General features: G+C 44.1%; 24 protein-coding genes and 1 pseudogene. 9 read left to right on the forward strand and 16 right to left on the reverse strand.

Translation table 11 applies throughout. The annotated features are described in order from the left end of the window. Window positions 1-16 precede the first annotated feature (16 nt). From KOE27_RS28110 to KOE27_RS28145, 8 genes are all read right to left on the reverse strand, one after another. Window positions 17-883: a hypothetical protein gene (locus KOE27_RS28110; RefSeq protein WP_215242167.1), complete on the reverse strand. Its 867-nt coding sequence runs from the start codon at window positions 881-883 to the stop codon at window positions 17-19. Then, the gene (locus tag KOE27_RS28115; protein ID WP_215242168.1) at window positions 880-1338 is read right to left on the reverse strand and encodes a DUF5675 family protein; all 459 of its coding nucleotides are present in this window, start codon (window positions 1336-1338) and stop codon (window positions 880-882) included. The genes KOE27_RS28110 and KOE27_RS28115 overlap by 4 nt, the downstream gene beginning before the upstream one ends. Window position 1339: 1 nt before the next feature. Beyond that, complete coding sequence (locus KOE27_RS28120; protein WP_215242169.1) at window positions 1340-1810, reverse strand: bacteriophage holin; 471 nt, start codon at window positions 1808-1810, stop codon at window positions 1340-1342. A 4-nt stretch (window positions 1811-1814) separates the two neighbouring features. Further along, window positions 1815-2171 (reverse strand): hypothetical protein, encoded by a 357-nt coding sequence (locus KOE27_RS28125; protein ID WP_215242170.1) that lies wholly within the window; start codon window positions 2169-2171, stop codon window positions 1815-1817. Window positions 2172-2345: 174 nt separating this feature from the next. Beyond that, complete coding sequence (locus KOE27_RS28130; RefSeq protein ID WP_215242171.1) at window positions 2346-4619, reverse strand: hypothetical protein; 2274 nt, start codon at window positions 4617-4619, stop codon at window positions 2346-2348. Beyond that, window positions 4616-5557, reverse strand: a complete 942-nt coding sequence (locus KOE27_RS28135) for a DUF6712 family protein (protein ID WP_215242172.1) — start codon at window positions 5555-5557, stop codon at window positions 4616-4618. The genes KOE27_RS28130 and KOE27_RS28135 overlap by 4 nt, the downstream gene beginning before the upstream one ends. After that, a complete protein-coding gene (locus KOE27_RS28140; protein WP_215242173.1) occupies window positions 5554-6840 on the reverse strand; it encodes a hypothetical protein in 1287 nt (428 codons plus the stop codon). Before KOE27_RS28140 ends, KOE27_RS28135 begins: the two co-directional genes overlap by 4 nt. Then, window positions 6824-7144, reverse strand: coding sequence for a hypothetical protein (locus tag KOE27_RS28145; protein ID WP_215242174.1), 321 nt, complete (start codon window positions 7142-7144; stop codon window positions 6824-6826). The genes KOE27_RS28140 and KOE27_RS28145 overlap by 17 nt, the downstream gene beginning before the upstream one ends. 181 nt (window positions 7145-7325) lie before the next feature. Here KOE27_RS28145 and KOE27_RS28150 point away from each other — a divergent pair, with 181 nt between their 5' ends. Beyond that, entirely contained in the window at window positions 7326-7850 is a 525-nt protein-coding gene (locus KOE27_RS28150) for a hypothetical protein (RefSeq protein WP_215242175.1), read from the forward strand. Window positions 7851-8705: 855 nt separating this feature from the next. Here the strand turns inward: KOE27_RS28150 and KOE27_RS28155 are convergent. After that, on the reverse strand, window positions 8706-10184 hold the full coding sequence (locus KOE27_RS28155) for an NACHT domain-containing protein (protein ID WP_215242176.1): 1479 nt from the start codon (window positions 10182-10184) through the stop codon (window positions 8706-8708). Window positions 10185-10246: 62 nt separating this feature from the next. On the opposite strand from KOE27_RS28155, the gene KOE27_RS28160 reads away from it, so the two are divergent. Both KOE27_RS28160 and KOE27_RS29800 read left to right on the forward strand, forming a co-directional pair. Further along, the gene (locus KOE27_RS28160) at window positions 10247-10471 is read left to right on the forward strand and encodes a DUF6428 family protein (protein ID WP_255574002.1); all 225 of its coding nucleotides are present in this window, start codon (window positions 10247-10249) and stop codon (window positions 10469-10471) included. Window positions 10472-10889: 418 nt separating this feature from the next. Further along, window positions 10890-11015 (forward strand): hypothetical protein, encoded by a 126-nt coding sequence (locus KOE27_RS29800; protein ID WP_229253030.1) that lies wholly within the window; start codon window positions 10890-10892, stop codon window positions 11013-11015. Between the two features lie 167 nt (window positions 11016-11182). Here the strand turns inward: KOE27_RS29800 and mgtA are convergent, their stop codons facing one another. The 5 genes from mgtA to KOE27_RS28190 all read right to left on the reverse strand — a co-directional run bounded on the left by mgtA (window position 11183) and on the right by KOE27_RS28190 (window position 18258). Beyond that, a complete protein-coding gene (mgtA, locus tag KOE27_RS28170; RefSeq protein ID WP_215242178.1) occupies window positions 11183-13693 on the reverse strand; it encodes a magnesium-translocating P-type ATPase in 2511 nt (836 codons plus the stop codon). Between the two features lie 112 nt (window positions 13694-13805). Next, window positions 13806-14681 carry a DUF6544 family protein gene (locus KOE27_RS28175; RefSeq protein WP_215242179.1) on the reverse strand — a complete coding sequence of 292 codons (876 nt, stop codon included), beginning with the start codon at window positions 14679-14681 and terminating at the stop codon, window positions 13806-13808. A 295-nt stretch (window positions 14682-14976) separates the two neighbouring features. Continuing rightward, window positions 14977-15990: a phosphotransferase gene (locus KOE27_RS28180; protein WP_215242180.1), complete on the reverse strand. Its 1014-nt coding sequence runs from the start codon at window positions 15988-15990 to the stop codon at window positions 14977-14979. Then, window positions 15983-16501, reverse strand: coding sequence for an AAA family ATPase (locus KOE27_RS28185; protein ID WP_215242181.1), 519 nt, complete (start codon window positions 16499-16501; stop codon window positions 15983-15985). The genes KOE27_RS28180 and KOE27_RS28185 overlap by 8 nt, the downstream gene beginning before the upstream one ends. Before the next feature lie 44 nt (window positions 16502-16545). Then, window positions 16546-18258 (reverse strand): alpha-amylase family glycosyl hydrolase, encoded by a 1713-nt coding sequence (locus KOE27_RS28190; RefSeq protein ID WP_215242182.1) that lies wholly within the window; start codon window positions 18256-18258, stop codon window positions 16546-16548. A 164-nt stretch (window positions 18259-18422) separates the two neighbouring features. On the opposite strand from KOE27_RS28190, the gene KOE27_RS28195 reads away from it, so the two are divergent. The 3 genes from KOE27_RS28195 to adhP all read left to right on the forward strand — a co-directional run bounded on the left by KOE27_RS28195 (window position 18423) and on the right by adhP (window position 21401). Further along, window positions 18423-19289, forward strand: coding sequence for a universal stress protein (locus tag KOE27_RS28195; RefSeq protein ID WP_215242183.1), 867 nt, complete (start codon window positions 18423-18425; stop codon window positions 19287-19289). A gap of 272 nt (window positions 19290-19561) precedes the next feature. Further along, complete coding sequence (locus KOE27_RS28200; protein WP_215242184.1) at window positions 19562-19858, forward strand: YtxH domain-containing protein; 297 nt, start codon at window positions 19562-19564, stop codon at window positions 19856-19858. Between the two features lie 508 nt (window positions 19859-20366). Then, entirely contained in the window at window positions 20367-21401 is a 1035-nt protein-coding gene (gene adhP, locus KOE27_RS28205; RefSeq protein ID WP_215242185.1) for an alcohol dehydrogenase AdhP, read from the forward strand. Between the two features lie 435 nt (window positions 21402-21836). On the opposite strand, the gene KOE27_RS28210 is transcribed toward adhP, so the two are convergent. Then, window positions 21837-22406: a DUF4136 domain-containing protein gene (locus KOE27_RS28210; protein ID WP_215242186.1), complete on the reverse strand. Its 570-nt coding sequence runs from the start codon at window positions 22404-22406 to the stop codon at window positions 21837-21839. Window positions 22407-22664: 258 nt separating this feature from the next. Between KOE27_RS28210 and KOE27_RS28215 the strand changes: the two genes are divergently transcribed. Beyond that, entirely contained in the window at window positions 22665-22910 is a 246-nt protein-coding gene (locus KOE27_RS28215; RefSeq protein ID WP_215242187.1) for a hypothetical protein, read from the forward strand. A 12-nt stretch (window positions 22911-22922) separates the two neighbouring features. On the opposite strand, the gene KOE27_RS28220 is transcribed toward KOE27_RS28215, so the two are convergent. Continuing rightward, window positions 22923-23390: a DinB family protein gene (locus tag KOE27_RS28220; RefSeq protein WP_215242188.1), complete on the reverse strand. Its 468-nt coding sequence runs from the start codon at window positions 23388-23390 to the stop codon at window positions 22923-22925. Between the two features lie 272 nt (window positions 23391-23662). On the opposite strand from KOE27_RS28220, the pseudogene KOE27_RS30085 reads away from it, so the two are divergent. Continuing rightward, window positions 23663-23863, forward strand: a pseudogene (locus tag KOE27_RS30085) (trypsin-like peptidase domain-containing protein); the annotation flags it as partial. Between the two features lie 81 nt (window positions 23864-23944). Further along, window positions 23945-24676, forward strand: a complete 732-nt coding sequence (locus tag KOE27_RS28230) for a FadR/GntR family transcriptional regulator (protein ID WP_215242189.1) — start codon at window positions 23945-23947, stop codon at window positions 24674-24676. Window positions 24677-24682 lie beyond the last annotated feature (6 nt).

The following is a 24682-nucleotide window of genomic DNA, read 5'->3' on the forward strand; positions in this document are numbered from 1 at the left end:
AGGCCAAAATATGTGGTCAGTAGGATTCATGGGCTTGTTTGCTTCGCTGGTTTTGTGCTTTGATGTCTTTTCTGTGCTCTTCTAAAAACTGGAAAACCTCATGTACGTTGGCGGCTTTGGTGGCACTCATGCCACCAAAGATGTGTTTTTCAGAAAGCAGGTGCTGGTTTTTAACCAGGCTTTGCCCTGGATAATCTTCGGCTACGGGCGGGGCGGATCCGTCATTTTCAAAGAGATCATAAAAGGAAAAGAACTCTTTCAGACTCCCCAGAAAATACATGAGCACCAGGATCTTTTCAGCTGCATAATTGTCATTAAGGGACTCAGCCCGCAGGCGGGTAACGTGCTCGTTATAAGGTTCTCTTCTGTCCCCGTTCCACTCAGGATCACTTTTGTAATCGCCCGACAGCTCTGGCCTGCAGACGCTGGCCACCAAAAGGTTCAGACGCTGCTCACCCGCTATGAGCTGTTTGATAAAAGCCTGGGCGTGTATGTGCGCATCTGCCATCTCACCAAAACTCATGGATTTAAAACCTTCCTCAAAAAGCAGCCAGGGCTGGCTATTGACCTGAAAACTCTCAAAAGGTGGTATGATTAGATCCGCTTGCCACATCCAGCTGACCAGGTTCATAGTTTCAGCCAGTATGTTTGCATTCCGGTTGACCTGGCTTTCACTGCGTTTGGGGCCAAAATAGTGGCGCATGAGCTTAAACCATTCTTTTTCTGTGTGACCGAGCGCAATCCTGAGTATTTCAAGGTAGGTACTTCCACCAGGCGGCTGGGTGTAAAGCAGGCGTAAAAGCACAGGCAGATCCTCTTTCTTAACTTCTGTCCAGTTTTCTGGCAAATGATAAACCTTCCGGTTCAAACTGATCTTTTTCATACCGGATAATCGGTTTGAACAGTCAGCCTGACGGTTTGCCCCTGGCTGATCGCTTCGGTGATGGCTGTCTGCAGCTGCTCACTTGCCCTGCGGCTATTGCCCACTACAAACTCGTTTCCATCAGGCCACCAGGTGCGGCCTGGCAAAAGACAGCCTTCGGTATGGATGTGCTGGTTTCCTGCATGGATCCGGATCCCGGAAAAACCCGGAACGTCTTTGAGTATGGGAAGACTTCTTTTAAAACGGTTGGAATAGGTGATCAGCACCTGGTAGGATCCTGTCGGAATCGCTGTTCTGCCAGGTACTTTCAGCGCTTTGATTTCATCCGCTGACATATCCGAACGCAAACCCCTGTCTTTGTCTTCCAAAATAAAATGATGCGGTTTGCCGTCTATGGTGACGGTGCTCAGCGTTGAGTTCTCGCCTAACCAGCGGCGGGTGATGATGATCTGCATGTTACATTAAATCTTTAAACTGCCCGGATTCATCAAACTTTTTGAGCCTGGCCAGAATCCAGGCAGGCAACAGATCCGGTTTGATCTCCCCGACATTCTCAAAGATGCTCAGCGCTTCGCGGACCATGATCGCACAGTAAAGCACATCATCGACCCAGTCAAAAAGACCGGTGGCGCTGCCTGAGATGGGAAAACGGATCAGCACGTGCGACATAATCAGCACGGCTCCATAGAGCAGCAGCTTTTCAAAAAGCCTGGCCCAGGCCCTTGATTCCAGGTTCTTTTTCTTCCAGGCGCGGCAAGTCCCCAAAGCGGTATCAACCATGATCATGATGATCAGAAAGAGCACAAACTGCCAGTCCGAAAAAAAGTAAGTGTCCAGCACTGTTTTAAATCCGGCAAAAGCAGCCGACAGCGTCAGAAAATGTTTGTCAGTCATGCTGGCCAACACGGTTTGAAAAGTGTTTTTCATCTTGTTACCTGATTAATAAAGTACCCGTTACAGCTGCGGCGCTGATTGCAATGATCAGCCGCCGTCTGCGCCTTTCAGCGGTGAGCTGTTTTGCAAAGGTGTTTTGCAGAGTGCTGAGCCGAAAGGACATGATCTGCACCTGCATGCTGAGCGCATGGTTTTGTTTTTGAAGGTGCAGACTTTGTTTTTGGAGGTTTGCCGTCAGCGGTTTAAGCAGCTCATAACGCACCGCGCTATCGAGTACCGCCTGATTGAATCTGTCTTTCAAGATTTCGTCTGTAAGCTGCCCGTAGGCTGTCAAAGCCGGAGCTGCCAGGCAAAAGACTATCGTAAGCCGTTTGAGATATTTGGATCTGTTCATGGTAGTAAGCAGCCGAATCAGCATGTTGCCGGGCCTGTTTTTGATAGTGTGCGAGACTGTCTGAGTAGTTGAAACTTGCCGTTTGTGATGTTAATACGGTGTTCTTGCATTGAAAAAGCCACAGCGCGGCCAGGGCAGCGAGTATCACCACCAGGCAAATGATCAGTATTTTTTTCATTGGATAGTGGCGTGGATTCCGTTTGCAGATACGGTGTCTGTGATGATGCTTCCACCAGGCAGCTCCACCTGGATCCGGTGTGAGCGGTTATCAGCAAAACTGTTCAGATAAAACCAGGCAGTTCTGCCGTCCTTGCTCTGTGAAAGCACAAAGCCACGCTTGTCATGATACGCATCAACGATCTCATCTGCAAAATCCTGAGCGGGATTGATCCAAGCCCCGTCATCAATCCTAAAACGCAGATACCTCTTTTCTCCGCCGTCAACCTTTGCGAAAGTGTCATGGTAAAGTTTAATCCCGAAGTAAGACAGATCCGCGCTGCCGGTATAACCAGCGTATGCCTTCTGACCAGGTTTGACAAAATGCGGAAAACCGCCCTGTGGACTGCTGGCACCGTTAGGATACCAAATGCCCTTGCTCCACTGCGGGTCAAAACTGCGGCTGCTTTGTTTAGCGGGTGCTCCCCATTCCACATAAATGTTCCCGTAGATATGGCTCAGAAAACTGTAAGCAATCATTACATTCGGATCCAGCGGGATTTTGTCCTGGTGGTAGTATTTGCCGTCCGGATAAACGTACTCGTAAAAATTATTAGGTCGCCATTCGTGAACCCCAAAAGAAAAGATGCCCGCCTTGTAACCCATCCTTTTGATGAGCTCCATTTTAAAAAGGCTCTGATAAATGGCATCATTCTGGATATCGGGCGCATTCAGGTAAACCGCATCCACGATCAGATTGGTACTTGCCAGCGTACCACCTGGTGTAAAATTCTTACAAGGCAGCTGCTCCACCGGCAGACGCATCAGGTTTTTGGCGGCTTGTCTGCCAGTAGCCAGATTTACAGATTCCGGCCAGAACTGAAAGTAATTATGACAGATCAGGTAAGGTATACCACGTTTTCCAAACCGCTCTTCGTAGCGCTCACGCAGCCTTTTGTAAAAATGCCGCCACATATCAGCCTCCTGTGGCATCACAGAATTGCCTTCCAGACTTTCCCCAATCCAGATAGCGTCTGAGATATCAGCCTCGTTTGCTTTCTGGATCGCCTGTTCAGGTGTCAAAGGGCCATTAGGCCAGTATTTTGTATTATAGCCGTCTTTCCAGTTGTCGGGTCCACTCTCAGAAAGATGCATGAAGTGCTCAATACGCGGAACATCGTTGTAAGTCTGCCCGGCATCTTTCAGCAGGTTAACTTCTTTGTTTCCATCGGCATCATTCCAGGGCAGTTGAAAGTGTGAGAAGTGGGTAACACCTTTCCTGCGCAGCAGGTCAATGTTCCACTCGCCGATGTATGCGACCCAGAAACGGTTTTTGGGCAACTGCATATCCGGAGCAAAATCCGCCCATTGGGTACCTTGCACAGACGGATCGTAAGCCTGGGGAATAAAATTCAAAAACCCGGTTTTTTGACCAATATCCGTACCTGTAAAAACACTGGTGTAAATAGCAGCTGAGCTGTTATAACTAAACGGGGTCCCCGCAGTGGTAGAATAGTAGTAGGTATTATCCTTGTCGGACCACTTGTTTACCGTTTCAAGGCCAATACGGGTTTTCATTTTCCAGATCCGGAGTGGTCCATTACTTTGGAGCTTGTAACCCGCAAGCGGCACGCCCTGGGTTAAAAGCTGGGCATTGATCATGTAGCGGAACTCGTAGCCTTCTTCCAAGCCTGGTGTGGCCACATCATCAAGGATCCAATCACCTGGTTTTCCTGAAAAACGGATATCCATGTGCTCGGGCAGACCACGGGTGATCACTTTATGCGTTAAATCACTATTTCCAACAGGTAATTGCGGCACAGAACCTGTATTTTCCGGAATCACAAAACCCTTTTCACTGGGAGCGGAAGAGCAGCTTTTTCCTGTAAAAACCAGCGTGTAAGATCCGGCAGGTAATGATGAAAATGAGATACCTGGTGTACTGTTCTGCGGCTCAAGCTCACCAGAGCGGACCGTTTTGCCCGAAGCATCTTTGATCTTCCAGGCGATCTTGAAGACATTGACCCCGTGAAAAGTGGCGATCAAAGAAAGCGGTGTTACGCTTGAAACCGCTTTAAGCTCCGGCCCAAACTCGCAGGGTGAAAGGTTGGGATCAGATTCTTGGGTCTCTTTTTCGGGGATGCTGCTCAACTCCTCCAGCGCCTGACGGACGTAAGTTTTTAGATAATTCTTTCCCACCAGTGTATCCGGGATCGGTACCTGGACGGTGATCTGTGCGCTGGCCGCTAAGTGTAGTACCGAAAGCAGCGCGAATAAAAACAGTTTTTTCATAACAGGATATGTGGTTTGTGTGTGTAATCTTCCGCTTCTTCTTCTATCAAATTGGCGGTGTAATATTCAGGAAACTGGACCGCTGATGCGTTTTGGTCCATAAACTTTCTGAGCTGGGCCAGGTAGAGCTGTGCATCCTGCCAGAGCTGGCGGCGCTGGGCTTGCCGGTAGGATTTATCAGCAATGTCTTCCTCACGGATCCCGTCTTTCTTTCGGATCTGCCGCACCCCTTCATGATCCACCAAAAGAGGCAGGTACGGGTAAGCTTCATGCAGCGTCAAGTAAGCCAGCGCAAAACGGATCTTTTCAATCAGTGTGTTTTCAACAGTACTTAAAGTAATACTGCTGTCCTGGTAGCGGGTTTTAAGTTTTTCCAAAACCGGCTCTGTTATACTGTCAGCAATGTACAGACTTTCAGCACGCTGGATGAATTTAACCAACTCGCCAAAGAAACGACGGTTTCTGCCCACCAGCGGCACATAACTACCCAGCTCATCTGCGCTTCTCAGAAACAGGCTTCGCCTGATTTTATAGGATTCTGAATCCGTCCAGACTTGTGGCCGGGTTTCTTCCAGGGTTAGCCAGAAGGATTCAAAGAACAGATCCGCCATGGCCATGTTGGCCTCGCGCGTATCGACATACTCCCATTTGGTGATGGCGATGGTATTAGCCGGTGAGTTTTTGGCCATACCCAGATCACCCACCCGCTGTTTCAGGTGTGGCAGGGCCATATCATAGGCCGTCCAGCAGATGCAGCCTTCGGCGCATTCACGCAGCTCGCTGGTGTCCGAAAGAAGAAAATCATAAAGCTCAGCGCCGATACTTCTTTTAAAGTCACGCTCAGCGGTCCTGACAAACGGCAGCACAGTATCAAAGCTGAGTTTGGTCTGAATACCGCCGATGTGTTTTTTGAGGGTTTCAAGTGTTACCAGCATCATTGTCCTGTGTTTAAGCTTGCTTGTTTTCCGTTCGGATCCGTGTCCAGTGTGGTCAGCTGCACACCTTTGACAGCGGCCACTACGTCCCGGTATCCCATAATCCTTAGGTTCTGATTGATCGGTTTAAGCGTCAGATACCGGTGGATCGGTGTTCTGTACTCACTTTGAAAGTCTGCCATCACCCGGATCTGACTACCGCTGTCGTTTCCCTGTCCTGGGTTCACACCCGCCAAGGTAGGCAGTATACCAATTGAGTTGGCTATCGACTGATTGGAGTTCTTCCAGACTTTGTCATAAGCGTCATCGGACATCTCGTTTTTGAGAGGTACAACGTCCACATTGTCGAGCATCTTGCCATCACTGCCCCTTAAATACTTAATGAGCATGGTTTTGTTGACATTCTCCTGACCGGCCAGCCACTTGGAAAGGTTATCCGAAAAGCTGCTCCAACGGGCTTTCACATCCTTGGCGTCAGCGTTACGGTTGCCTTCCCGGTCGAAATAATCCTGCGGCATACGGATCAGGTATTTGATGTTATAGCCATTCAGGATCCCGTTTTTATGAAAGGCTAGGATCAGATTTGCCAGCTCAATGGCATCCTGGGCACACCACCAGCTGGGAAAAGCGTAGTGGGGTTGTCCGGCAATGTTCTCTTTGGCGTGGCTGATGGTAACCGTACGGGCTTTGTTGTAGTCGATATCCAGCCGGTTAAAGGCTTTTATCCTTTCGGTTTCAGTCGGCTGAAAGTAGCTCATGTGGCCAAAGTAAGGATTCACATGGTACTCTGCACTTTTGCCGGTTGTATTACCGATACGGGTAACAAACGAATCAGAGACCGAAAGGGTAAACCAACCAGCAACCGGATCCCACTGCCAGCGGGTGAAAATATTGGCGTTGTCAATCCGCTGGTTGATGGCCGAAATGAAATAATCAGACAATTCGGTGGCCTCGCTCCATTCTTCCAGGCGGTTGTCAGTATAGGGGATCAATTGCGGTTTACCATCCGCGCCCACCATCCTTTTAAAGAAACCAATCCCGCTGCCGTATATCATATCCCGTAAGGATTCCAACAGCGGGCGAACGATGCTGTTTCTATGGATGACCTTTCGCATCAGGTTGGGCTGGTTGTCGCCGATTCCCCAGCGGATATGGTCCAGCGAATCAAACTGTGGCCACAGGCTGCTGCCGAAGCTGGTATCGATGCCACCACCGGACATCTGTAAAACCGATGCAGTCGGTTTGCCTTCATTTAAGAGCCAAAGATTACTACCTAGCTGCAGCATATTCTCCGTTGGTATGGTCAATAATGTGACCGTCCACTTCTATAAGCAGATCGATCTTGATTCTGAAAGGCTGGTTTGCTTTCTCGTGGTTGACAAACAGGAACTCGTTGTTGGTGTTCAGATTACCTCTGAAACCAGATTCCCCCGGCAGATTCTTAAAGCTTTTGGACACCCTTTTTTTATAACCGATGCTCCCATCAAGACGCCGGTATTTAACCGAATGGACAGACGGATTCCCCTGGGCGTCATCAGAGCGCAGCCAGGCCATGGCTACTTTACGTTTAATTACTTGTTTGACAGACATGCTTCGCTGGTTGTTTTAGCGAAGATGGGGCGAGGGAGGGGGGTGGGAAAGGACGGGAAAATGTATGGAAAGGAGAATTGGATATTTTTCTAAGTGATAAACTTTACACAGTATGATATTGACTTTTCTTAATTTATTCCGTAATGTTATTGATATTTAAATATAAACAAAATTATTTCATATGTGCATTTACTACATAAATCGAGAAGATTTAACATATGAATCGGCAGAGCATATTTTGATGGCAGGTATAGGAGGGATGAAAACTTTACCTAAAGAATATGTTAGTACTCAATTTAATAATGATATCTCTAAGATAGAACAGGAGTTTTTGAGAGAATCCCTCATAAGCCTCCCGAGGCAATTTCTTGGGCCAGGTAAACGGGGTAGCCTCAACCCAAAGTACCAATCACGTAGCAAGGTTCACCTTCTCCGAGATTCAACCGATTCAGAATTTAGTTTGGGATATATGCAAAAAGGAACCCCATATTTGATTCCTCAATTCAAATTAAATCTTAATAATGGCGAGATAAAAATTATAATAAATAACAATAAACCAGATAAGAGTAACGCCATTCTTGATAATTTTCATAGAAACTTGCAAAATCCTGAAACGTTACAGATAAAGAGAATAATAGATAACCGTTTGCCAGAAAATATTATCTTTTTTGGAATTCAAGATGGAATAGAAGAACATTTCGATTAATATACGGTGCAAAGTGATTCCTGTAATTTCTCCATTAATCAAAATCATCTAAAAGAAATTGCAAAAAGTTTCATTCATAAAAATTCAACGGATACATATCAGATCAGTTCTTCAAGAGTCGAATCACAACAAAATTGTGTTATGGGAGATAATTTTTTCAGAATTTATGCGAAGATGGCATTTAATTTTACTGCATACTTATATGGTGATTTACTGGCCAAGAATTCATGCTTTGATGACATTCGGAACTGGATAATTAATGGAGGCGAAAATAAATTTTCCAATATTATTCATGGAGACATTTTTAACAGTTTAAATATTCAACGACCGGCAGATTCACATTTATTTCTCATAACTCAGAACGGTAGTGAGCTCTATGCAATTTGTTCTTTGTATGAGACTATTAACGTTGGAATTTTGCTTTCAAAGACAATGCAAGTTGAAACATGTGGAGATGATGGTCTAATTTGTAATTGGCGTGATAGAAGTGAGGTGCGTTTATCTGAGTTTATGAATACCCACAGATCATAGACACGCACAAGAATGTTTAATGCAGAAATGCTACGGATCGTAATTTTAGAAAATGTCGGTACCAATGGTTGGGCACCAGTTTACATATTATCTCATTTTTCCCAAGTAGCGAGAACGAATATCGTACTCGCAATCTAACTAACTCCATATTGTGTCTAAATTTTAACATCAATCCATTAAAATTTTGGTTTTGGTGGGAATATCTATTTAATGAAAAATATAAAAGAACCTGAGATATCAAAAAATTAAAATTCAATAGTCGTTTAAAAAATGAAAAACATATTATTTTTTAAATAAAGTAGGATATTGCTGTATTTGTGCCGGTTACGACTTTAATAGATCATCAATTGATATTTTTTGTTTCTTAATATTTTGCTTCAATTGTTTAATTGTTACATCTAAGAAAGATCTTAAATCTTCAATTATTGGTATAATTTCATTTTCTAATAATATTTCAAACAAATTTTCATTTTTACTTACATAGATACTATTAAGTATATCCGGTTTCAAAGAAATTTCACTAAAAATATTTATTAATACTTGATTTAATTCTTTATTTTCTCTTACAAATATATAAATATATAGGGAATGATTAGATTTTATAAATTCCAAGATAGAAGTATTGAAATTATCTTCTGTAAAGAGCCTTGTTTCGGTCACTTTATCATTTATTATTGTTGATGGGTATAAAAGTGGTTCGCATATTTTTATATACTCATCAAGTAAATGTCTTCCATTCTTTCCCTTAATCCGATTGTAAATTTTCTGCAAATTAGGAATCAGAAAGTATTTATTGAAAAGTGATTCGTCTAATTCCGTACAAAGACTCCAGAAATTGGAATTGTTATCATTACTTGAGTTCCTAAATGTAACTGATAAATTATTATACGCAATTTTCTTTTTATCGCTGGGAAGCTTACTAATAAAAAGGGCTGCGAAATACTCCTGCATTGATCTATGAGGAAAGTAATACTCAAACCCATCCAGTAGCAAAATAGAAATTGAAGTTCTTAGGTCAGATATTAAGTCACTAACAATAAAAGTGACATCTACGTTATTCCTGATCCTAGTCAACTTATCGCTTATATATTCATAGGTAAAAGTGAAATGTCCCTCAATCATCGTTAGATAGGAAAATGTACGAAGTATTTGCTCAAAATCATCTTGTTGAAGCTTAGTCAGTTTTTCCCTTGGGAAGCTATTTTTTGTCCACCCGTCATGTTTCGAGTAAAGTGTATCAAAAACGTTTCTATAGAATGAACTCTTTTTATTTGGAATTTCAGGGTGATTTTCAAAAGTCATTATAAACATGGATAGCAATAAGGGATTTCTTAGATACTCCAAATACCCATTATTTTTGGGATCCTTTATCAGGGAATAAATTCGACTTTTTCGCTCAGTATCTTTCACTATTTTACTTATAAATCCTTTAACATCGTCATCTGTCAACGGCTTTACAGCAAAATCGTAGAAGCGAGGGAAGTTTTCAATTCCACTTCCCGGTCGAGATGTAATTATAAAATTATTTCTAGAATATGCATCTACAAATAATTCGATTTCACGATTAATAATTTGCTTTTTACTGCTAAAAATTTCGTCGTATCCATCAAGGATAAATAGAAAGTTGCCACTTTCAAGAGTTCGATTGAAAGTTATTTCATTTGGTTTTATTTTAGATTTTAAAATCTTATCCGCTATTAAATTTTCAAAGCTACCATTGTAATCATTCAAATTTCTCAACTCAATTAGAATTGGAATTTTTTTTATTTTTTCAACGGTTGAGAGAAATATATGCCGTTTCAAGCAATTGGAGGGGCATTTTTGGTTTTCGGGACAATAGCTGGGACAAAAACGAGTAAGTAATCTTGCAACTATGGGAGCAAACAGTAAAAGAAGTGGATCGCTCGATGCAAGTTAGTAAGGCGCTTAAAATCGTGAACCTGGTTGAAAAGTCATTGTCGCTGAATCCCAACGCAGTTGTGAAAATCGAATTTGGCAATTCTAAGTTCGATACGCGCCAAATGTACCCAGGCGAACTATTGGCGGAAAGCGATAATTTCATTGTCAATCTGGTCCCGGACTTTACGTAGTGCAAGGCACTCTTGCGAAACCAGGCTTGCGTGAAGACTATGGCAAATACCTCATGCTGTGGTTCTGCACCGAAAAAAGTGGAATTGAAACTTGTTGCAACTGATGGCGCTGCATGTAAACTAGGCTCCAGCTGCTACTAATTATCAATCCATTATTATAATTAAGAAAATTCAAGGATTATAGCCGCGACGTTATTAATCAAAAACTACCTGCCTAACTGCTATTACCATCCGCGATCTTACTGCATCGGACTGGTCAGCAATCAAAGAGATTTACCCGCAGGCCGTTGACACCGGAGATGCAATCTATGAAACGCAAGCACCCGAAACCGAAGCGTTGACAGGCAAGTTTCTAAATGATGGGCAATGCTAACCTCAGCTTGTGGCGGTAGATAATGGTCAGGTCATTGGATGGGCAATGCTATCTGCTGTTTCCAGCCGGTGCATGTATGGCGGAGTGGCTGAAACGAGCATTTATGTCCACGCCGGACACCATGGCCGCAGTGTTGGCAGTGCTACTATCGTCCATCGCTCCGTTGAGTAAAAAACTCGGTTTTTGGACATTGCAGGTGCAGATTTCCTTAAAATAAAGCAAGCAAATGTGCGTCACAAGGAGCTTCCGCAGGTATTCAAAAACCGCTGCATTCTTGGCCTGCTCTCCGGATTGACAAATGTCAGTCCGGAGAGCAGGCGAAATACGGTAAGTACTAATCAGGCTTTATTAAATCTAAAGAACCAAACCTTTAACCAGTCGGCAGTGATCATATAAAAAGTCAGGATGCCGAGTAAGACCAAAACCTGCGTGAGCGGAACAAAAGTCAGGCCCAGGGAAAGGGCAAATGGAGACCAGGGAAGGTAAATGGCCAGCACTAGCGCAAAAACAGTGATGCCCAGCAGCAAATTCCCGGGCTTGCTTTTAAAAAAAGATAGCTTAGTACGAATTACCAGCAGGATCAGCAGCTCAGTTATCACCGATTCAAGGAACCAACCCGTACGAAAAGCAGCCCCGCTGAGGTGAAAATGAAAATACAGTACATAGAACGTGAGAAAATCAAAAACGGAACTATGCAGCCCGAATACGATCATAAAATTCCGGATCAGTTTCATATTCCACCGGCCGGGCGTGGCAAGTTGCTGTTGATCTACATTGTCAGATGCAATTGCCAAAGCGGGCAAGTCTGTGATGAAGTTGGTAAGCAAAATCTGCTTTGGCAGCATGGGCAGAAAAGGCAGTAACAGTGACGCCGCAGCAACACTGAACATATTACCGAATGTGGCACCGGTTGTGATGAAAATGTATTTCATGGAGTTCACAAAAGAGGTTCGCCCTTCCTGGATTCCATCGGCCAATACTGCAAGATCTTTTTCCAGGAGAACAAAGTCAGCCGCCTGCTTGGCCGCATCTACGGCATTATTCGTTGAAATACCCGCATCGGCGGCATTAATTGCTGCTACATCGTTAATCCCGTCACCAATGTAGGCGACCACCTGGTTTGCGCCTTGAAGTGCTTTCACGATGCGAACCTTCTGATGGGGCTCAATTTCTGAAAATACATCAACGCTCAGCGCTCTGTTTAGCAACGCTTCAGGTGACATTTCGTTCAGCTCATCACCCGTCAGGATCTGAGGCTGGTTAATACCAAGTTGCTGCGCAACATGCGCTGCCGCATAGCGGTTGTCTCCGGTAATGACCTTGAATTGCACCTGCATTTCGCCAAGCCTTTTGATAGAAGCTACGCTGGATTCTTTCAATGGATCCTCCAATAGCAGATAACCCATGAATGTCATTTCTGTCTCATCCTCGCGGCTCATTTTATTTCCACCAAACACTTTTGATGCGATACCGAGTACACGATAGCCTTCTTTGGAAAAACCTTCAAAACGATCATTGATATCGTGTCGCATCCGATCTTCCAGCTGCTGCAATCCTCCGGTCTGCGAATGCACAAATTTGCAAACTTCAAGAATGTTAGCCAAGGCTCCTTTGCTGATGATGGTTGCCTTCTCTTCAAAGCCCACCAGAATACTCAGCCTTTTTCGGATAAAATCGTAAGGTATTTCTCCGAGCTTGACATAACCGTGTTGACCGACATCCATCGCGCAGATCGCCTGATCCACCGGATTAGTAAAACCTTGCTGCATGGAGGCATTCAAAAATGCAAACAGCCGGACCTGCTCATCCGATCTACCGTATACGTTTACAAAGTCTTTCGCTATCACGGTGCCTTCTGTGATGGTTCCGGTTTTATCTGAGCATAAGATCCTTACTTCTCCCAAGTTGAAAATGGAAGAAAGTTTCTTAACGATAACCTTCTTTTTCATCATCCTTGCTGCTCCGGACGACATAGCGACTGTCATAATAGCAGGCAGTAGCTCAGGCGCCATCCCAACTGCCAATGCCAGAGAAAATAGCAGCGAATCTAAAAGTGGTTTGTGAAAATAAATATTGACTGCAAAAATGATCAGCGTAAGGACGGCGGTAATCTGCAGCAGGAAGTAACCAAATTGTTTGATGCCCCTCTCAAATGCTGTTTCATGTGTCTCTGAAAGACTGGCGGCTATTTTGCCAAAAACGGTTTCGTTACCCGTGTGAACCGCTACTACGGTTGCAGTACCACTGACAACATTGGTACCTTCCCAAATACAGTTGAATGTTTTTGCAAGTGGAGCTGATTCATCTGTTATACCTGCCGTTTTTTCAGCCGGATAACTTTCGCCGGTCAGACTGCTTTCATTCACATGGAGCTCATTGCTTTCGACTATCCGGCAGTCTGCGGGAATAATGTCACCGGCTTTTAGATGGAGAATATCACCGGGTACAATTTCATTTGTATTAACCATTTGCTCAACCCCATTGCGAACAACGAGGCTTTTGATTTCGATCATCTCCCGGAGTTTCTCAACCGCTTTGCCTGCGTGAAACTCTTGCCAGAAACTCAGTAATCCCGTGATTACAAGAATGAAAAAGATAATCAAAGTATCTGAAACCTCTCCCAGAACAGCAGAAAGCATGACGGCGATCACAAGCAGAAGCACTAGTGGGCTGGTAAATTGCCTGATGAATATCCTCAGGGCTTTTTTGAGCTCTGAGTCGCCAATAGCTTTCTTCAAATTTTGCTTTTGTCGTTCCCTGACGACGTCCTCATTCAGACCATTTACATTACTGCCGAGCTGCTCAAAAACAGCACCTAACGGCAAGCTTCGGATCATTTTGACGTACATGATGATAAAAACATTTAAATATTGGCGTGCAAGATCTAAATGCAAAGGTCATCAAGGTATATGCCCGCATATATGATGCAGGTCAGCTAAGAATATGAGCTGGGTTCGTTACTCAGAACCCGCCGTTATAGGTAAGATCTTGAACGGTAAACCGGGCGTAAGGCAAATATTTTTTTTCAATTTCCCATCCGGCTTCAAGAACTGTGGGAATCAAAACACCATTCCAACTTTTGTAATGACTTACCTTGGTGACCCAGAGTTGCTTTGGCCCATCGCCCATATGACGTAATCCACGCAATTCGGCGATTTGATGGCTGGCGTCAAAGATGACGGTGAAAGAAGCGGATAAATTCCCATACTCGAATTCAAGTTTAGCGGAATTGTCATCGATAGGCAGCCATCTCAAATTTTGACTTGGCAGTAAATTGGTTGGAAAGCAAACACTTTCCCCAAGCCAACGCATGAGCTCCCCTGTGTCAAACTTCTCACCAGTTTGGTTTTCAATCGTAAACAGTGAAAATAAGGAGACTACCAGCCTACCCCTGCCCTTAATGAACATATCCCTCGCAGTGAAGGATGTCGTTTTTCCTTTCCAGATAAACCCGGGCTTATCAGCGGTAAAATATTCCTCCCCTGAGATGGCTATCCAATCCTTTTTTAGATCGGTTTTGAACAAACCATCATGAACCAGATGAACATTGCTAATATACGGCTGACCTTCTTTAAGCACATGTCGGAAATAATTCTCAACCGGCCGAGGAAGTCCGGCAAGCTGCTTGGCTGCAAACTTGCTGGATGATATGTCTTTTGAGTGACTGAATAGCTCTGCTACCTCATCAGTGAATTTAAGGTAAAGGTATAAGCGGCCCGTTAAATAGATAAAACAAAGTAGTGCAGCTATTGCAATCGTGACTTTGAACGTAACGGAAAAAGTCCGCTTTTCTCTTAAAGTCGACGCGACTTGAGGGTAAATACTTGTGGTTCCCATTTTATGCTGACTTGATTCTTTGGCTATTCGCTTTGATCCGGGTGAAGAATGTGTCAAAGTCCTCAGATTTCCCAAGAACACCAGTTTGGGGTTTCTGCTGTGCTTTGACAAAAAAACCGGCAACCACTTTTAACAAATTGTTTTGGCTTGTTCTCATAAGACTTGGGATAAGATGTTGAAATGATTCCAACCTAAACTGTCAACAATCGAAAAATCAAACTTTTATAACAAAAGTAGCAACCACAAAAGTCCAGAAATATGAGCCTAACCAGTCTGTTCTATGAGAATGATCAGCCTATTCTTGCATTTGAAGTAAATTATCATTCATCACACGAAGATATTTTTCTGCCGCTTCAAGGTGTCTCTGAAAACCGGCGATATCTTCTGATTCCATGGCACTTAACGCATTTACTTTCGCCCGTATGTTTGCGCGCAGGCATTTATAATAAAGGAAGATGAGGTTATCGGCAGCCGTTTGAAAGATAGGAAAACGGTCGCAATAGACAGAAAGGAAGATTTCAGATAGCGCATCATGGCCAAAAGCTTCCAGGTCCATGCACAAGAAAGCGATATCGCTCAGCACATCAATGTGCCGGAAAGCATCATTGTATTCAATGCAGTCGAAAATGATCGGTTTGTCGCTAATAAAGATGTTGCCACTGTGCAAATCGCCGTGAATATCCCTTACAAATCCAAGCCTTTGCCGTTCCCTGATCCTGCCCTCATATTGATGAATGAATGCGTTACTAAATGCAATCGCATGATCAATGATTTCCAGGTAGCCCGGGCTGGAGTGCTTTAAGATAAAGGGCCGTATGCCGGCGATGTCGTTGAATGTCGCAATTTGTGTCCATGGGTCAAACGACAGGTACACTACCGGAGCGTCACGATGCATTTGCGCAATTGTCTCAGCCAATGCTATCATTTCATTACTACCTACTTTTCCTGCGGAAAGCTGGCGATCCATTCTCTTTTCGGCTGGTAGCCGCTCCATCATCACCGCATAGTCAACTGGGTTTCCGTGTCCTCCACCAATCTCATATCCATTTTCACCGTGATTGACTGGCAGTACTTTCAGATAAATGGGCGAAAATCGTTTATTCAGATTCAGTTCCTTTTCGCAGAGTGTCTTTCTTACCGATAATTCCGAAAAATCCAGAAAGGAAAGCTTAACCGGCTTTTTGATCTTGAACGCGAATGTATCAGAAAGCAGGATCCAGGATATGTGCGTTTCTTCCAATTGTGCACAAAGTGGTTTTCCGTTATAAATGCCCTTTTCGGCCAATATTTGAATCTCTCGCTCATTCATATTGCCGCAGGTAACTAGTTGCTAGTGTGAGCATCTCTGAGATATTGTCAGTACCAGAATGAAGTATCAGGTGTTCATTGAGGTAAGGTTCAAAGAGTCCTTTCATACTCTGATATACCCCGAGATCTGCTTCGCTTTCCGCTCTTGGCATAGCCAACCGCTCACGCACCAGCTCCTCACTGGCTATGACCAAAATAAAAACAATCCTGCAATTATGTTTTAAGGCAATACCAGAGAACAAGTCTCGCATGGCGTGATGATAAAAAGTGGCGTCTGCTATCACCGTTTCGCCCCTGCTCAGATGCCTTTCAGTCAGCTTCGACATAGCCTGGTATATATACATTTTGTCATCCAGTGTATACTTCCCTCTGGCCTGAAGCGAAATTCTAATCTTATCGCTGTTTAAATACACCGCTTTAAGCACTTCGGCTAATCTGTGGGCAAAATAGCTCTTACCGGAGCCAGGCAGTCCTGAGACAATGATAACCAAACCAGATTTCTGTTTTCCCATATTGAAGATTTCACAGAGTATATGTCAATCAAAATAGCATACCATCATAAGCTGCTAGCTTTATTAGTCAGGACAACGAATTGACCGGGTTCCAGTTTCAGTTTAATAAAATGCTTGTTTCCCTCTTCATTCAAAAGTACATTCACGCTTCCGTGCTGCCCGTAAATAAAATTAAGTGAGCTTCCCTGCGGGTTCAGCAGAGGGTCTACCCGGATGTACTCTTCATCATACTCATCCTGAGAGCTGTTGTAAGCAACCACAATTTCTTCGTCATAAAGGACTCTTGAGAATGCCAGCAAGCATTTTTCAAATGTGGGAAGCATGAAATTTTTGCCATCCACCGAAAGTTTGCGCATATACATGCGTCCGAACCTGAGGGCCGCATTTTCTTTTCTGAGCCTGGCCAAAGCAGCGATCTGCTGGTAAATCCGGCAGGACTTGTTTAAGGCATTTACTTTTGGGTCCTCTAAGCTGAACATCGCTTCACGAACATTGAAATCCTTTTCACCAGAGCCGTCAAACCCTTGTTCGGTGCCATAGTAAATACAGGGCGTACCCAGTGCGCACAGCAAAAAACCAATCCCCGCAATAACTTGATTCTCAGAGGTCTCTTTACCGAATCGCCGCTTTATTACCTGCCCCAGCTGATCGTGGTTATCGATAAAGGTTACCAGGAACTCACCAAACTCACCTCTGCCCATTGCACCTTGGCGGAGCGATTCGTAACGTTCGACGAGCTTTTGTGGTTTAGATACCCCACGAATCACATCTGCCAAAATATGGTAAAGTGGAAAATCCAGGACAGAATTGAGCCCGAAATAAATGGCCTTATCTTCTACCATCACAGAAGTTTTCGGGCCGATATACCGGTTATACATCTCTTCGGGACCGACAAACTCTCCGAAAAAGAAAAAATTACGTTTCCCTAACTTGTAGGCGTATTCCCGTACGTGTGAACAAAACTGACTGACGGTTTCCTCTCCCATATGCTTAACTGCGTCAATCCGGAAACCGTCGATGTCTGTTTCCCTGATCCAGTAACAATGTATCTTGGTCAGAATCTGCTGCACCAGCAAAGCCTCTGGTGAAGCGTCATTTTTATAGCTCTTAAGATTGGCAAAATCGCCTTCGCGCGTTTCGGGATAGGCATCAAAGTTTCGGATTTGCCCTTTTCGCCAGTAAAGCTCCGGATTTCTCAATTCAATCGGGACAGGGAGATTCTGGGAGCGCCAAGACTCAAATGGAAATACTGCACCCTGATAATAGTAATACTTTTCATCGCCGGGATAAGTCCAGTTATCCCCAGAATGGTGCAAGACGATATCCAAAAAGACCTTGATATCATAATCATGTGCTTTTTCTACGAGCTCTTCAAGATCCTTTTTCGTTCCAAATCGCCGGTTGACTTCCAGGTAATTCTCCACGGCATATCCGTGGTAAGAAAAGGCATTATTCTGAAACACCGGGCTCAGCCATAATGCCGTACAACCCAGGTCCCGGATATAGTCCAGGTGACGGGTTATCCCGCTGAGCGTCCCGCCACAAATTCTCTGAAGCTGATCTGCATTCCCAAAACCGGTTTGTCTATTGGGTTTTTCCTCAGGCGCTCTTTCAAGATCATCATGAAAGCGGTCTATGAGAAGAAAGTAAATAAATTTCTCACGCCATTCCCGGTTACCATCAGCCCAGTAGGTTTTACCCGGCTTAGGTGACAAATCGATGTCAAAAATGGAATTGACTGTATTGTTTCCGCTCATATATACCAGCTTATACTTAGAAAGGCAAAGCTATCGGTCAACAGAGTATATGCGACTGACCACGCTTCTGAAACGATATGACGTTCGTCATTCTTATGCGGACCCGCCGCGACGAACTTTGTAATACATTGAATCAGAGCTTTCCATTAAAACCAATATATCCTATGAAAACGATTTTAGTACCAATTGACTTTTCTCAAAACGCCGACAAGGCACTAGAGGCAGCCAAGCAAATCGCAGCCAAGACCGGTGCGAAGCTCCTGATCATGTACGCCTACCAGCCTTATGTAGGAGATTTTATGATCCCTGAATCCATCGTTACTGCGCCGATCTATCAGCAGTTGGAAGACGATTACCGTGCAAATTTAAAAGAACGAGTGTCCCGGGCTCAACGGGAAGGCTATCGGGCGGATGGCATATGGGAAATCGGCAGCGTAGAAACGGCTGTACTCAAACAAGCAAAAGAAACCTCCGCCGATCTGATCGTAGTCGGAAGAACTGGTCATGCAGCGTTTCTCGACAGATTGATAGGAAGCGCTGCTACCGGTATTGCACTGCATGCACATTGCCCGGTTCTCATTATACCGCCAAGCAATGAGGTGATTCAGTTCGATCAGTTTGTTTATGCTACTCAACTTGAATTTGATGAGAGAGATATATTGCTCGATGTCATCGCTCTGACTAAACAGCTAAAAAGTAAGCTCCGACTCGTAAAGGTCAATTCCGATGAGCAGCTCAACATCCAGCCAGACGGGCAGTATATTGATGAAATCGAGCGTGAACTTGGTATTGGTCGTGGTGAGATTACGATACTAAATAGCGACTATGTCATGGACCGGCTGGAAAATTATTGCGATCAGGTCAAGGCAGATTTACTGATCGTATCCAACCAGCGCAGAGGCTTTCTTGAAAAGCTCCTCAACCCTTCGATGACAAAGAAATTAACGGTGGATACCCGGGTTCCTCTGCTGGTTTACCACAAAGAGAGGGTTGAAATCGAGCTCAAAGCCCCGATGGTGATCCTGGGTTGACCGTCTAGCTTAACCACACCCATACCGGATAAGAGTCAGTGGAGTAGCTGATTAGTGTCATTCCCTCACAACCATAAACAAGATAGTTTTGAAATAAGGCAAGTGCTAAGGCCGATATTAAACTTAGACAATTTTTTAAAATGAAAACGGATCTTGAAATTCACAGAAATGTAATGGATCAATTACGTTGGTAGCCAATTCTGGACGCTGCCGTAAATTGGCATATAATTAACCTTGAACTCAGTTCCACGTATAGATTAACTAATCATATTATGAAAAAGACAAGTGTGCTGCTCAGTGTTTTGGTTGCCGCAGGAGCGGGGCTGATTGTTGGTGTATTGCTGGCTCCCAACAGCGGAGCCAGAACCCGAAGGAAAATTTTGCATTTGGGTGAGGACATCTTCGAAGATCTTCAGCAAACCGTCGAAGATTCGTTTGAAGATTTTAAACGTGAAACGCAAGATAAGTTCGATGAATTTAGAAATAAGCTGGTGTGCAATCCGGAACTGCATTTGATCCAGAAGGGTTCCAAGGATCAAACCTCAAAAGCGAACTACCCAGAATCATGAGATGAGAGTGTTATGAGCAAAGCAGGTTTCCGGAACTCGACTCTCGTGAGTCCTGCCTGATAACCTGGCTCTTAAAATAATTTCATCTTGATTTGTTTCGATCTAAGCAGCTATCGCTTCAAAATGATGACTTCCCTGGAACAATTTATGGATGCGCTTTCTGCCCAATATGATCCTTCAAACCCAGGATAAAGGACAGGAAACACCAGTGGCTGAACCTGGCTTATACTTCCGTGCGGAAAAGAGTAGTTCAGGCCGTTACGGCACAGCAACGCAAACTGTAATTCGTAACTTATCGGATTTTAAAGAAGAGTACCTTACCGAATATCAAAGGGAGTTTAATAACTGTCTTTGAACATGAGAAGTTAATGAGTATTCGGAATTAGCCCTCGTGGTACCCCAAACTGACAAAAGTCAGTTTCCTGAATGACTGTCCTCCTGACAATAAGAGTATTAAGAACTGAAATTTACCACCTCAAAGTAAGTCGGATTCTAAATTCCTGTTGCGATGCTCCCAAAAACCATGAAAGCCGCGGTTGTCCGTGAGTTCGGAAAACCCCTGCAAATTGAAGAAATGCCGGTTAAAACACCCGGTAATTACCAAATCCTTGTGAAAGTCGTTGCCAGTGGCGTTTGTCATACCGACCTGCACGCAGCGGATGGCGATTGGCCTGTCAAACCTAAGCTTCCTTTGATCCCGGGACATGAAGGCATAGGTTACGTGGCCGCAGTGGGCGCGGAAGTTACCAATGTAAAAGAAGGTGATATCGTCGGCGTTCCTTGGTTATATAGTGCATGCGGGTGCTGCGACTATTGCACCACAGGCTGGGAAACCCTGTGCGAGACCCAGCAAAACGGGGGGTATAGTGTTGACGGCGGTTATGCTGAATACGTATTGGCCGATGCCCGGTATGTCGCGCAATTACCCGCCGGAACAGACATGATCGCGATGGCGCCAATTCTCTGTGCAGGTGTGACTGTATACAAAGGAATTAAAGAAACCGAAACAAAAGCAGGGGAATGGATTGCAATCTCCGGTATTGGAGGTCTTGGACACCTTGCGGTACAATACGCCAAAGCCATGGGCATGCACGTAGCCGCCATTGATATTGCGGATGATAAACTGGACCTGGCAAAAAGTCTTGGAGCTGATTTGACTGTCAATGCATTAGAAAATGAACCGGGCGAGTACTTAAAGAAAGAAACCGGCGGGATGCATGGTGTATTGGTTACGGCAGTATCCCCCATCGCATTCAAACAAGGAATTTCTGTGATGAGAAGAAAAGGAACTCTTGCATTGAACGGCTTGCCCCCGGGTGGATTTGACCTGCCCATTTTCGAAACAGTACTTAACCGCTTTACTATTCGCGGTTCCATTGTGGGTACAAGAAAGGATATGCATGAAGCGATAGACTTCGCTCTGGATGGTAAAGTAAAAGCCACCGTATCTACAGCCCGTTTGGAAGATATTAATGATGTTTTTGCTGATATGAAGACAGGTGAAATTCAGGGACGCGTTGTGATGAAAATTGCCGATGCCTGATCTATTCAAGGCAGTAAGCCTCTCCTACCGCAATGCTCCAACGCCCGTCAGGAGGCTATTCACGCTAAATAACACGGAAGCCCAACAGCTAATGCTCCTGATGAAGGAGTATTTCTGACGGCATTGCGGTATGGCGTTTGGTCTGCGTCCTACGCTGCAGCCGAACTGCTTAGAAACTTGATGCACAACCCGAAAATACTGGACGTTGGTCTATACCGATGTGGTCAGGAACTTGCCGCCAACGTCCGGTAGCATAGTTAACCGAACAAAAAGCAAGGGGAAGACTCGGATCAAAAAATAGCCATAGGACGGCGGATTTTAAGACTGAGTCAAAGAGTTCAGTGCGTATATAGGGACAGGTAGAAATTTTAGCTAGCCCGTTTCATGATTTGTCCAAACTCGAAATGACAGCTAACAACATTCCATCCGTGTATATTAATGTACCTTGATGGTCATCTTTATATTTTCTCTCTTTGCTGACATTGGAAAGTCCTTGAAAATCTTGGCAATAGCAGATTTGATTACCACATCGATATCACTACCTTCATAGATAACAACTTCCAAGGCGCCTACCGCCCACCCACGCCACAGCAAGTGCCCGTTGGACGAATCTAAAACATCGATTGCCAGGGTAGCCTCCCGATAGTTAAAGATGTCGGGTCGAGGTCGCATATAATGCCCCCAATACATATATCCGTAAGGATCGGGCAAGAATACAGATCGATCTTCAACAGTGATTGTGTAATCCAGTCTAAGCTCAGCGCTGCTGTCAGTCAGCACATAACCCCGGACTGCCAACAAGTCATTTACCGCTGCTTTGATTCTTTTCTCGTTAATCTCATTGTAGTAAAAAGGGTACCGCTCACCGTCTGTCTGCACAGGCTTTGACCATTGATAGGTTTGAAACTGTGCTACATTGATGTTTTTGTCATAAGCAGAGTAGGTCTGGATTTCAGGGCTACATGCAGTTGCAAGGATTACCAAAAGATACACAAGTCGATCCATATCCTTCTAAATCAGATAATTGATTCACAAAATTAGCTTCAATACAGCGAATGGATAATGACATTAAACTGCCCTCAGCCTGATCACAATCATGATTTATAAAAAGGTGGAACACTTTAATCTGAAACCGGTTTTCTGAGAAATATCATGTATGCCCACTACCAAGATCATGAGACATTATCGGGAACAGCTATAATATTGTTCTGCTGATAATCAGGATCAAATTCAATTTCTATCCAACATTTACCATTCTGCGATATGACTTACCAACCCAATTCCCAACAGGTAACTTTCGTTTTGCCCATGTATTTTACGAAAGCAGAAATTGTATTCTCCAAATCTTCTACAAGCCTTGAAAATATCTCTTTCAAAGTCAATCCAAGCAACAAACCAGTATATGCCATTTCGACCAAGATTTTAGAAAAAGGTCAATGGCTGGCACAACTGATCTGGTCGCAAGGTAAATCTCAATATTGCAGCGAGCAGGTAATTGACATTAATTGATATTCAGGGCTGCTATTTCTCGTGATCTGCATATTTGAGTATAATGGCCAGTTGACCGCCGTGGTGTGCAGTATGGGATATGATCCGGCCGAGCGATTCCGCTTTTGTTTTCACTCCAAACTCTTTGGTCACAATCTCAGTATCCCAATCCTGATCACTTTGCAGACCAATAGCGATTTCCAATGCTTCGGCCGAATGAGACACATATTCAAGCAAGCTGGAAAGATCCGTCCATTCTCCTGTATCATGCTGTGCAATCAATGTTTTTGCACTCACAGAGAGCTTGCTGCCAAAAACATTCTTTGCAAATAACAATTCTACGTCTCCCACATGCCGGATCAGAAAGCCAACACTATTTTGCGTCAGAGGCAATTTCCGGAGCAGGTCCTGGGGTTGAAGGCTTTTTAATTGGTTGGAGAAACGTGTTCTCGCTTCTTTCCAAAGGGAAAGCAAGGTCTGTGTTTTCGTTTGAAGTTCCATTTTTAGATTTAGTTGTTCAGGCAAATCAACTACATCTGACCATACCAGGGTATGAGCCGGATCATTTGAAAAGATGACATAAATATTGCTTAAGCACATTAATATCAAGCGCTACATCAAAGTATTATCATTTCGGCTCCTGACCTGAGTCATCTTCCTGACCAGCTCTACCATCTAATTTTATTAGATCGCTGCAATCAATTATTTGGTGGCACAAACTCTAAAAATCAGTTAATGAAAACGATTTATACTGGCAGCATTTCAGTAACGATGGATATATAGTTACGAATTATCATGTCAAAAACACCGCGGAAAGTATTAAAACTATTCTTGCTGACAGACGCAGTTATGCTGCCAGTGCAGTCGGCGCCGATAAAGCAACCGATCTTACACTACTTAAGTTGAGGCTCAAAACCTCCCTTCATTGCGTTTGGAAATTCTCCATAACTTCCAAACATATCACCGAATGTTAAAAAAATATTCCCAATGAAATCGGAAAATATAAATCAAGTTTTATATTTGTAGGACATATAGGACATATACTACTTTTAAACATGATTGCACCTCCAAAAAACACCACACTGGTTGACTGGGTTGAGAGCCTGATTATTAAAGACATCCGTGAAAATGAGATGAAATCGGGTACAGAAATCCCTAACGAACTTGAACTGGCCGAAAAATATGATGTAGGACGCAATGTAGTAAGGGAGGCACTCAGCAGGCTTCGTATGCTGGGTATTATCGAGAGTCGCAAACGCCGGGGAATGGTCATTGCCGAGCCCAACGTAATGTACGGCTTTCAGAAAGTAATTAATCCGCACATGCTGAGCAAGGAAACCATCCTTGATCTTCTCGGCATGCGGGTTTCCCTGGAAATAGGATGCGCCAAGATCATCATCCATAACATTACCGATCAGGACATTGAAGAACTAAAACAGATTGTTGCAAAAGAAGACGTCATCGATAGCCTCAAGGTGAATATAGAAATGGAGCGTGCCTTCCATTCCAAAATCTACGCAATTTCCAAAAACAGGGTCATGCTGGATTTTCTTAACATTATTATTCCTGTGTTCAAATACGTCAACGAAAACTTCGACTATTTTGACAAATTCAACAAGGCTGGCTCTTCCAACAGGCGTTATGTGCGCCACCGCGATCTCATCCCCTATCTTGAGGCACGCGATATTGAGGGATACCGCAACGCCGTTGAGGATCACCTGAGCGCTTACATTGACTATATCAACCACTTTAATGAAACCGGGAAAACCGGAAAAAATAAATTCTAATCAGGT

The organism is Dyadobacter sp. CECT 9275 (assembly GCF_907164905.1).
Taxonomy (GTDB): Bacteria; Bacteroidota; Bacteroidia; order Cytophagales; family Spirosomataceae; genus Dyadobacter; species Dyadobacter helix.